Raw genomic sequence first — 8,520 nt, 5'->3', positions numbered from 1 at the left:
GTCTAGGGCCACAATGTCATTGGAGCTGAGCTTAAGCCATAGTTTACCGTCATAGATGCCCAGCACGGCATCTAGCCTTAAAGTAACCTCTTTAACACCATTTGAGGTACGCCCTCGCAAGGATAAAGTCCAGCGAGGTTTAAAATCCGAATCAAAGCAAATAGTATCTTCGACATATTCATCATCGGCACCGTTTTGCCCTTGTTTTTGCAACCTCTCTCTTCCTAACACCACGTGTTGCTGTGTCTCGTGGCAATAGCAGTAACGATAGTACAAGTCTGGAACTGTGATAGCTTCTTTGCTTTCAGTGGCGAGGTTGTATTTATACCAGTCATCGTTACCACCCTCATTTATAAGGATGCAGCCATCATATAACTTATTATGACTAAATAAATACACTGGGCGCTCAGGGTCGTTAAATGTAGTGACCACCTTACCCTGTGTTATTGAGTAGATTAATACCGCCCCCTCATCCGTTTCCCATTTCAAATACTCATCGGTGATGGCAAGGCTATGTTGCGTTGTCTCACGGCCAAAATCATAACTCTCATTTTCAATATACAAGGTGGACTCATCCTTGTATACATAGCACAATTTTTCACCCGCATGAGCATAACAATCCACCCCATGAATGGTGTCTATTTCTTTTACTCTCACTGAAACACCTCTACCATATCAAATAATGTCGCATCTTTGTTTTTAATCATCTCTTTAAAAAGCGCTAACCTCTGCGCGTTACTAGTTTTTTCTAGACCTAGGCTAGCTTTCATTCCTGCATTCATATTGTTAGATATTTGCTCTGCGTTACGAGATAGCGCCGCTTGCATGCCATTTTGAGCCTCTGCCAGGCTCACTTTACGGCCATTAAATACGTAGCGGAGCTCGGATATTTCCTTTGCAGCGCCAAACTCACTTTAGCCTAAGCTTTGGCAGTGCCACAGGCAGTCGAGGCATTAATATGCCTCGCCATATACTTGTCGGGCGCTCGTCGAACTGCTTCTGCGAACTTATCAGCCCATTTTTCGTCTTTTTCAAACATGCTCACTTCCTCAACGCTCAACTCAATCACCATATGTGCGTCAACAAAGCTTTTAGGCGAATAAACCACTTTAATTTGGTAGCAGTTAGAAGGGGTTTTATAGAGAGAATATACCCAAGGTTTTTCTCGCACTAACGCATTTTTTTGCATTTTACCCACTCTCATCCAACAGACTATATCGCATATTCGGTGCCAGCTGCTCCGGATACGCACTTGCGGCAAAACCAAAAGGGGTAATATGCAAGATGTATTTACCCGGATTCCAAATACAAAACTTACAAAGCACGAGGACTTCCTTTAGGTGATTACGTAGCCCTTGATGACTACTTGCTATATCTAATGCCATTAGTGCCTTAAGTTCATCCATAAGCTTTAGAATATGCTGTTCCTGCATCAAACTAGTAGGTGACACTTCATCAACAGCATTGACAATTTCAAACTTACTGCTTCCTTCGAATGAATCAAACACTAAATGATTGTGTTTATGATAAGTGCAATAAACAGGAGAGCCGCCCCCTTTTCGCTCGGATAAATATATCATTGCCATAATGATTACCTTATATCTGTATGATTAAGCTGATACATTTTATTGCCTTGGGAAACCGGTTTTGCGCACAGAGCCTACATTTCGCGGTTTCTAGGGGGCGCATTTTAATCGCCTAATAGGGCCTGAGATGGCAGCGCCGTTAAAACTCATCCAGAAACAGGCCGTTTCTGAAATCATAAATCAAATCGCTGTCGAGTTTTTCTAGCAGCAGCAAGTGTTCGTTAAAGTAGTCACCCATGTCGTCTTCGTCGCCCCAGAATTCGATTCTAAAAGCGCAGCTAGCAATGCGGGCCTTATCTTTTTCACCCTGATAATCGTCTGCTAATTCGGCGGACTCTTCCAATACACTGGCTCTGGCGTCCAGCTTAAAGTGAAAATAATAGTCGTTGCCCATACTGACCAATAAGTGCTCTGGGCTATGAAACGTTACCTGCCACTCCGGCTTATGAGCCAGCGCAGTGGCCAGTTGCTCAGCAATGGCTCTGAGGTTAAAGCTGCGCTTATCACCCAGCAGGTAGTATTGATAACTATAACCGCCATTGCCGGGCACGGGTTGAGGTTTTGCTCTTAATTCTTCCTCATATTTATTAACAAAAAATTGAGTATTTTTATTAAAATAATCGTAAATCACATGACCTATTCTGGCGTGTAATACGCGAGGTAGCTTTTTTCCTATATTTACCCAGCTGTTTTTAAATAAGGGGCAAATCAGCGTGGGCATTAAAGGCGCGTGCTCATCTTCAGGCAAACGCCACTCTAAATGGCGCAATAAGTCATTGCGGCGAAACACCTCATAGCCATAAAGTAGAAAACCGCGCACAAACTCAAAGTGCTCATCCTGATACATGCTCTCTCCATCAGAAAAACGGCTCAGCAGCACTTGTTCAAGGGGCAAGAGCGACTCAGGGCTAAAGTCCAGCTTGTTGCGCTCTTGTGGCTCCAGGCCATTTAGCCAGCCCTGTATTTTACCCGGTATTTTATTTCGCCCACTCATGCGAATCCTTTTCAAAAGCACAGTGATAATTTTTGCTCAATAAAACGCAGCGCTGTTGATACCCGATAAAAGGAATAATTATTTCATCAATTTTACATCAATACAAAGAGTTAAAGATGATAGGCCGATGAAAATTTCTAATATGAATATTCACCCATATACATTATCAATGATCCGATAAATGAGAAGGATCAACACGCATTGCCTCAATAGATGTTAAAAACCCATACTAATGAATTAGCTAGCAAGTACTACCAATCGCTTATTCAGCTTCATGGGAAGCATTCGCTCACTGAACTATCATTTGCGATACCCCTGATGCCATAGGCAAACTGGCGAGCAATTTATAAGATACTTACGGGGGTGTTTACGACACCAAAGCCTGTTATTAATTAGCCGGTGGTTGATTTTGGTAAACACCCTTCTTAAACGAGGTGACAATGCGCGAAGTAATTAAGGTGACGCTGGTTTTATCAGTGCCCCCCGAGGCAACAGATGCGGAAATAGACCACTTTGTTAGGCATCAGTTTGTACAAGAACAAGAACAAGCACCGCTCACCGAAGGTGAAGCCGTTGAGCCTAGTGAAGTAAAATTAATCGCGCACCGCTGGAAACGTGATTAAACCATTAAGCCTAGAGTTTGCCCGCTAACTAACAGCCTGCTGTTAAATATTTACCTTGGCAGAAGAATCAATCCGGTTTTTCTGATCTTGCGTAAAGGGTTTATGAGTCTGCGCCGCTCTCTATTGCGAAATATCAGCAGCCATATAAGGCTGCTGATACATAGGCCACAAGTTATGTGGCCTCGGTGAGCTTAGGAGTTAAAAGACGAGTGCTTTTTGGCCGTCCATGTTCACTTGTTGCTCTTGGCGGCTGCCATCGGCGGTTGTGACAGTTACGGTATGTGGAGTCGCAAAGATTTTTTGGTGTTGAAACTTATCTCTCACTCCGCTTCCGGTTGACGCTGGCGTCCATTGTAATGGACGGATAGTCGCTTGCGTTAACGGCACCTGTAACTTACCACTGACATCAAAATAACCGCTGAAGACCGTTTCTCCATTCACATTCTGTATGCCAACTTGTGCATTTGGCTGCCCGCTAAGTGTTAAAGTCCACTGCACGGAATAAGCACTTAAATCACCTGTGGCCTTCCAATATACATCGTCCCATGCGGCCCCGCCACTGAAGGTAGCATCTCTGATAACATGGCCGTCACGGCTATAAGCACCATCAAAAATAAAGGTGTGGTAGTGAGGGTTATCTCCCAGTTTTTCAAAATGCACGTTGTGGAAGTGATGGTTATAACCTCGGCCATAGCTGTCACCAAACCTTACATTGGTAATATTGGAACTGAGGGTCGAGTTTCGATAAAGCGTGATCTCGTGGTCAAGATTACTGGTGCCCTGAGTAACCACAGGAGAGACTCGGTCTGTGATACTGTCTTCGGCCTCTAAACGTATGGTTGAGTCTTCCAAAATGGTGCCTTTAATGCTGTAATCACTGAAAAATTCTGTGCCTCGCATTAACGCGCCATTACGAGCGGTGCCCACTATGGTATTGCGACTGTAAACCAGATTATTACGCACTTGCCCACCTTTGCCATAGTTGGTGATACGCAAACCATTGAGGCTGTTTTGATCACCAAAACTTTCCCACCAGCGATTTTTACCACTGTTAATGCTTTCCATGTGGATCAAGTTATCAGCGACGTTCAGGCTTTCATGGGCCCAAGTTGCACCGATTGCGTGATACCCGGTAAGGAACATACGGTTATGTCTCACTTCTCCGGCATTTTTACCCGGTGCAGAATAAGGCTGAATTGCAAAAGCATTGGTTGCCCAACTGTCCACGTACACTTCATTGTGCAGTACGGAAGCTGAGCCACTCAGGCCATTTTGGCGGGTTCGTTTAACTAGGTTGTAATGCAGCTTGAAGTTGCTGCGGTCTGCGGGTGGTGTTCCGGTGAATAACAGCGAGCGGCCACCGGTTTTACCGTGACGGTTTACAATATGCCAGCCACGATCTTTAAACGTATTGTGATGAATATAATATTCCGCATCTTGGTAAGGGTATGATGGACTAAAGCTCATATAAAGCGCATAGGTTTGCGCAGTGTGATAATCAAACGTAATACCGGCGATTTCAAGGTCGTCTGTATTAGAGGTATGAATCGCATTATAACCGCCATAGTTGCCACCAATGTTAGCCGCACTACCTTGACGAATAATACCGTTGACAATTTTTAGCTTGCCGGCTGTTAGTGGGTAGTTTAAACGCCAAATAGCCATGCCATTGTTATTGGGATCTTTGCCATTGTAAGCAGTATGCAGTTTATCTGCGTGTGTCAGGGTGTGGCCACCTAGATCCAATACAATATTTTCACCCGTGACTTTAAAAATGCCTGATTCCGCAGTGATATCTTCGGTAATCAAATAAGTCACATCCGATTGATCTAAAGTCCATGGCAGTGATCCAGTCATGTCATCAGGGATGCGAATAACATTTTCAGGGCTACGAGTGGTGAAGGTCATATCTGGTGAATAATGCACTGTACCGCGCTCGTCGGTCGACACTAAACGATAATGGTACTGCGTATCTGGAGTTAAGCCGGTTAAGTAATGGTTATGGGTATAAAATGGGCGCTCTGCAATATCGGTTTGCTGGCCATAGCTTGTGTCTTGACCATACTCGACGTAGGTTAGCGCGGGTAAGTTAGTTTGCCATGCAAGCGCAAAGCTGGTTTCAGACTCGTGTTGCCATTGACTGCCCGACTCTACCGTTAGGGTGTCACCGTATAATTGATACACTTCTGGGATCGATTCAGCGCCAAAAAATAAACTGGCAAATCGATTATGGGTATCATAAACCAGATCCGGTGTATTACCTGTGGTGAGCTGTTCCATTGCTTTGAGTGCTCTTTGCTTTGCTATTTCACGATTCGGGGCAACTTCAGGTACCACTTGTGTCGTCACCGCCGGTGCATAATTAAACGCGTCATCGTAGGCAAATACGGCAATATAATATTGCTGGCCATTGTCTAAGCCCGCAATCATGGCTTGAGTAGCAGGCCCGCTGCTGTGTACAACCGCGTCACCTAGTTCGTTTAACGAGCGATAGTCTGTACCCGCTGTAGGGAGTGTGGTAATGGGTGAGGTGCTATACACTACCAGCGCTCCTGTGAAATCAAATAGCGGATTCTGCCACTCAAGGAAAACTTGGCCGTCATCGGCAGCGACTTTGGCCTGATAAGAAGATGAAGGTGGTGCTGAGTCTGGCTCGCCTGTGGCGCTGGCAATCTCAACAAACTGCAACTTATTTGCGACCACTTCAGTACCTAAACGGCTAGAAATAGTTAAATGGCCATCAGCCACGGTCACAGTGCCGGTATGCTCAGATGAGCCCGAGCTATCGGCTTTAACCGAAATAAAAGGCACGCCTTCAACATCAATTTCCTGTAAACCATTTTTATATGTTGGGTCTCCCGCGACTAATCTCACTCGATAGTCACCATTGGGCAGAGCTATCTCCCAGCTGGCGTCAAACCCTTTTGAAGGCAGTAACATGTGCGCCAAGGTGTCATAACGTTGGTCAGCAGCCTTGACGTTATTTCTGTCTCGGGTACTGGTGGAAATGTCGCTGCTCCAGCCATAGTGGTAACCGTTACCTCTGTCACCAAATTCCAACCCTGTGTCAGCAATATAATCAAGTGGCACTTCTGCATTGGCGGGTTGAAAGTTAATATTGGCCGCAAACACGTCGCCATTGTCTGGGTTTGGATCTGTGCCACCGGGTAATCGCACGGGTAAACCTTCACGGTTAACCTCACCGTTTTGATCCACTAAGTACAGATAGACTTGCTCACCCGGCTGAAATGAACCTTGGTTGAAAGTAAAGCTAACTTGGTCTGACTGCCAGCTTGAGCTAGGTTGAATTTCTCTGTGATTTGATTCTGCAAACGTCGGGGCGTTACCTAATTCAATCCGGGCCTGGGTAAAATCGACATAATGGTCATCGGTTTGCACTGACCAAGGCTGCTCACCGGTATTGAGGTTCTTCATGTAACTGACAAAGTGCACCCCCAACATAGCCGGAAACTCAGTTTGCCTGAACCCAGCTTGTTGGCGAGAGGCCACTAATTGGCCATCGAGCCAAAAGCTCACTTCATCTTGGTAATGGGTAGTATCATCATTGACACTGACCCATGCATCGATTCGATGCCAAGTTCCCGGGGTCATTTTTTCTATAATACTGCCATGATAGCGAGTTAATTCGCCGCTACTGGTGGAAACTGAAAGCTCTGCCGGGTTTTTAACTGCAGATACACCTATGCCCCCGCCGCCTACAAGGCCTGAGGTTCCTGCTCGGTCGGGCTGAAATGAGATCAAGGCTGTTTGATTGTATCGACTGGCCTGCATATTCAAAAAATCATCGGATAGGCGCACCCAAGCAGACGCGAAATATTGATGAACTGGGGTTTTATCTTTCACCTCTACAGAAAGACTATAGCGGACCTCATGGTGTCGTTGGTGGCCCCAACGAGTAGTGATTGGCGTGTAAGTAATAGCCTCTCCGCGCTGGTGCAATAAGTTGAATTGACTGCCCGGGCGGTTGTTGTCTGTTACCACACTGGCAAAGCTATTAAGTAGTCCTTGCTCGTCGACAAGGCCACTTTCTACCGTTTCAAATCGGTAAGGGGCAACCTCTGTAGCTGTACTCGCTCCACTTGATGGTGAACGTTCGCCAAACCCATTGCCAGATAAAGTGATCGTTTCGCCTTCCAACCACTGGCCTTGATACTGGTATAAAAGCACTTCAGCATTTGCAGGGTTAATAGGAACAAAAGCAAACAGACTAGCAGCGGCCATATAGCCTGATATGCGTGATAACGCTCTGGTGTTATAGGTAGGCAAAACGCTCCCTCCGTGGTAGCTACGAATATAAGGTAATTATCAAAAAATGCGGTACTGCTGAGCCCGCTCGTTTGATGTATACAGGACGTAACATTTTTATCAACTTTCATTAACAAGTTAATCGATCCATGAAGCTTTAATAAATAAATTCCAGCCTTTATCATGATAGGCATGGTAAAAATATTCAGCAAAAAACATTATTCTCTGCTTTTACCACCGCACCATTATTGATATTTACATCAAAAAACTTAGATATGCACCCCATAGTTTCCTTATACGAAACGCCGTAAAATCATCCATGATGGCTTTACTGCCGCGTCCTTGCGGCAGATATTCGTCTAACAAAACACCACTCGTCGCTTAAAAAACATTCATGCGGTTGCCCTGTTCTTTCACCTTGGCGAAGAAGGTTCTTTTAGCGCCCATTTTTTCTTCGTCAGTAAGGCATAAAAAGAGTTGCTCTTCTAACTGAGCAAAAAGTCATTGTCCTCCCAGAGCACGCATTTAATTTTATTGCACTGTTTATTAGTGAACGCGTACAGCTCACCGCTGAAGGGATTGTGGCCTAATTCCGCTGCAATTAAGGTGCTAAGACCACGATGAGGCTTGCGAAAATCAGTCGGGGCAAATACAAAAATACCCAAGGTCACTGGGTATTGGTCGCAGCGTGGGCATTAGCGTAAGTACGCCAACAAAGTAGCTACAACAGGTGCGTTGTTGGCATCAAACCACCGAGTGGTATGCCGTTGGGCAAAGTGATAGAAAGTGATGATGCCGGCTCAGGCAAAGTTGCCAATTGAGCCATGGCAAAACCAGAAGAGCGAACGGCGGGCGTCATTATCAAGGCTCAGATTAAATTTGGAATAACACGGAGAATTAAGCGCTTACCTTTACCTGACAGGTGCCGGCATTCACCGACCCCCTATAAAGTTACCCTTTAAACAAATATATTGGGCGTTGTTGATCAAATAGTTTTCAGTGCGACAAAGGCTCATGCTGTTCACATTTCAGACCGCTGATTTTCTTTCAG

General features: G+C 45.2%; 8 protein-coding genes. 1 reads left to right on the top strand and 7 read right to left on the bottom strand.

Annotation, left to right across the window (positions count from 1 at the left end; all coding sequences use genetic code 11):
• The 5 genes from D1Z90_RS19855 to D1Z90_RS19835 all read right to left on the bottom strand — a co-directional run.
• The coding region (locus D1Z90_RS19855) for a hypothetical protein (RefSeq protein ID WP_147378807.1) at window positions 1-657 on the bottom strand (657 nt) is incomplete at its 3' end.
• The gene (locus D1Z90_RS19850; protein WP_119912531.1) at window positions 654-854 is read right to left on the bottom strand and encodes a hypothetical protein; all 201 of its coding nucleotides are present in this window, start codon (window positions 852-854) and stop codon (window positions 654-656) included. The genes D1Z90_RS19850 and D1Z90_RS19855, both read right to left, overlap by 4 nt.
• Window positions 855-919: 65 nt before the next feature.
• Window positions 920-1,189, bottom strand: coding sequence for a hypothetical protein (locus D1Z90_RS19845; protein ID WP_119912530.1), 270 nt, complete (start codon window positions 1,187-1,189; stop codon window positions 920-922).
• A gap of 1 nt (window position 1,190) precedes the next feature.
• Window positions 1,191-1,586 (bottom strand): hypothetical protein, encoded by a 396-nt coding sequence (locus tag D1Z90_RS19840; protein WP_119912529.1) that lies wholly within the window; start codon window positions 1,584-1,586, stop codon window positions 1,191-1,193.
• A gap of 139 nt (window positions 1,587-1,725) precedes the next feature.
• Window positions 1,726-2,580 carry a hypothetical protein gene (locus tag D1Z90_RS19835; RefSeq protein WP_119912528.1) on the bottom strand — a complete coding sequence of 285 codons (855 nt, stop codon included), beginning with the start codon at window positions 2,578-2,580 and terminating at the stop codon, window positions 1,726-1,728.
• Window positions 2,581-3,020: 440 nt separating this feature from the next.
• On the opposite strand from D1Z90_RS19835, the gene D1Z90_RS19830 reads away from it, so the two are divergent.
• Entirely contained in the window at window positions 3,021-3,203 is a 183-nt protein-coding gene (locus tag D1Z90_RS19830; protein ID WP_119912527.1) for a hypothetical protein, read from the top strand.
• Between the two features lie 198 nt (window positions 3,204-3,401).
• On the opposite strand, the gene D1Z90_RS19825 is transcribed toward D1Z90_RS19830, so the two are convergent.
• Together D1Z90_RS19825 and tnpB are read right to left on the bottom strand one after the other, a co-directional pair.
• Window positions 3,402-7,445: a fibronectin type III domain-containing protein gene (locus D1Z90_RS19825; protein WP_119912526.1), complete on the bottom strand. Its 4,044-nt coding sequence runs from the start codon at window positions 7,443-7,445 to the stop codon at window positions 3,402-3,404.
• A gap of 509 nt (window positions 7,446-7,954) precedes the next feature.
• A complete protein-coding gene (tnpB, locus tag D1Z90_RS22110; RefSeq protein WP_119912525.1) occupies window positions 7,955-8,140 on the bottom strand; it encodes an IS66 family insertion sequence element accessory protein TnpB in 186 nt (61 codons plus the stop codon).
• Window positions 8,141-8,520 lie beyond the last annotated feature (380 nt).

It is taken from the genome of Motilimonas pumila (genome assembly GCF_003596335.1).
Lineage (GTDB): Bacteria > Pseudomonadota > Gammaproteobacteria > Enterobacterales > CBDFNC01 > Motilimonas > Motilimonas pumila.
This window is presented reverse-complemented; position numbering and strand designations above follow the sequence as displayed.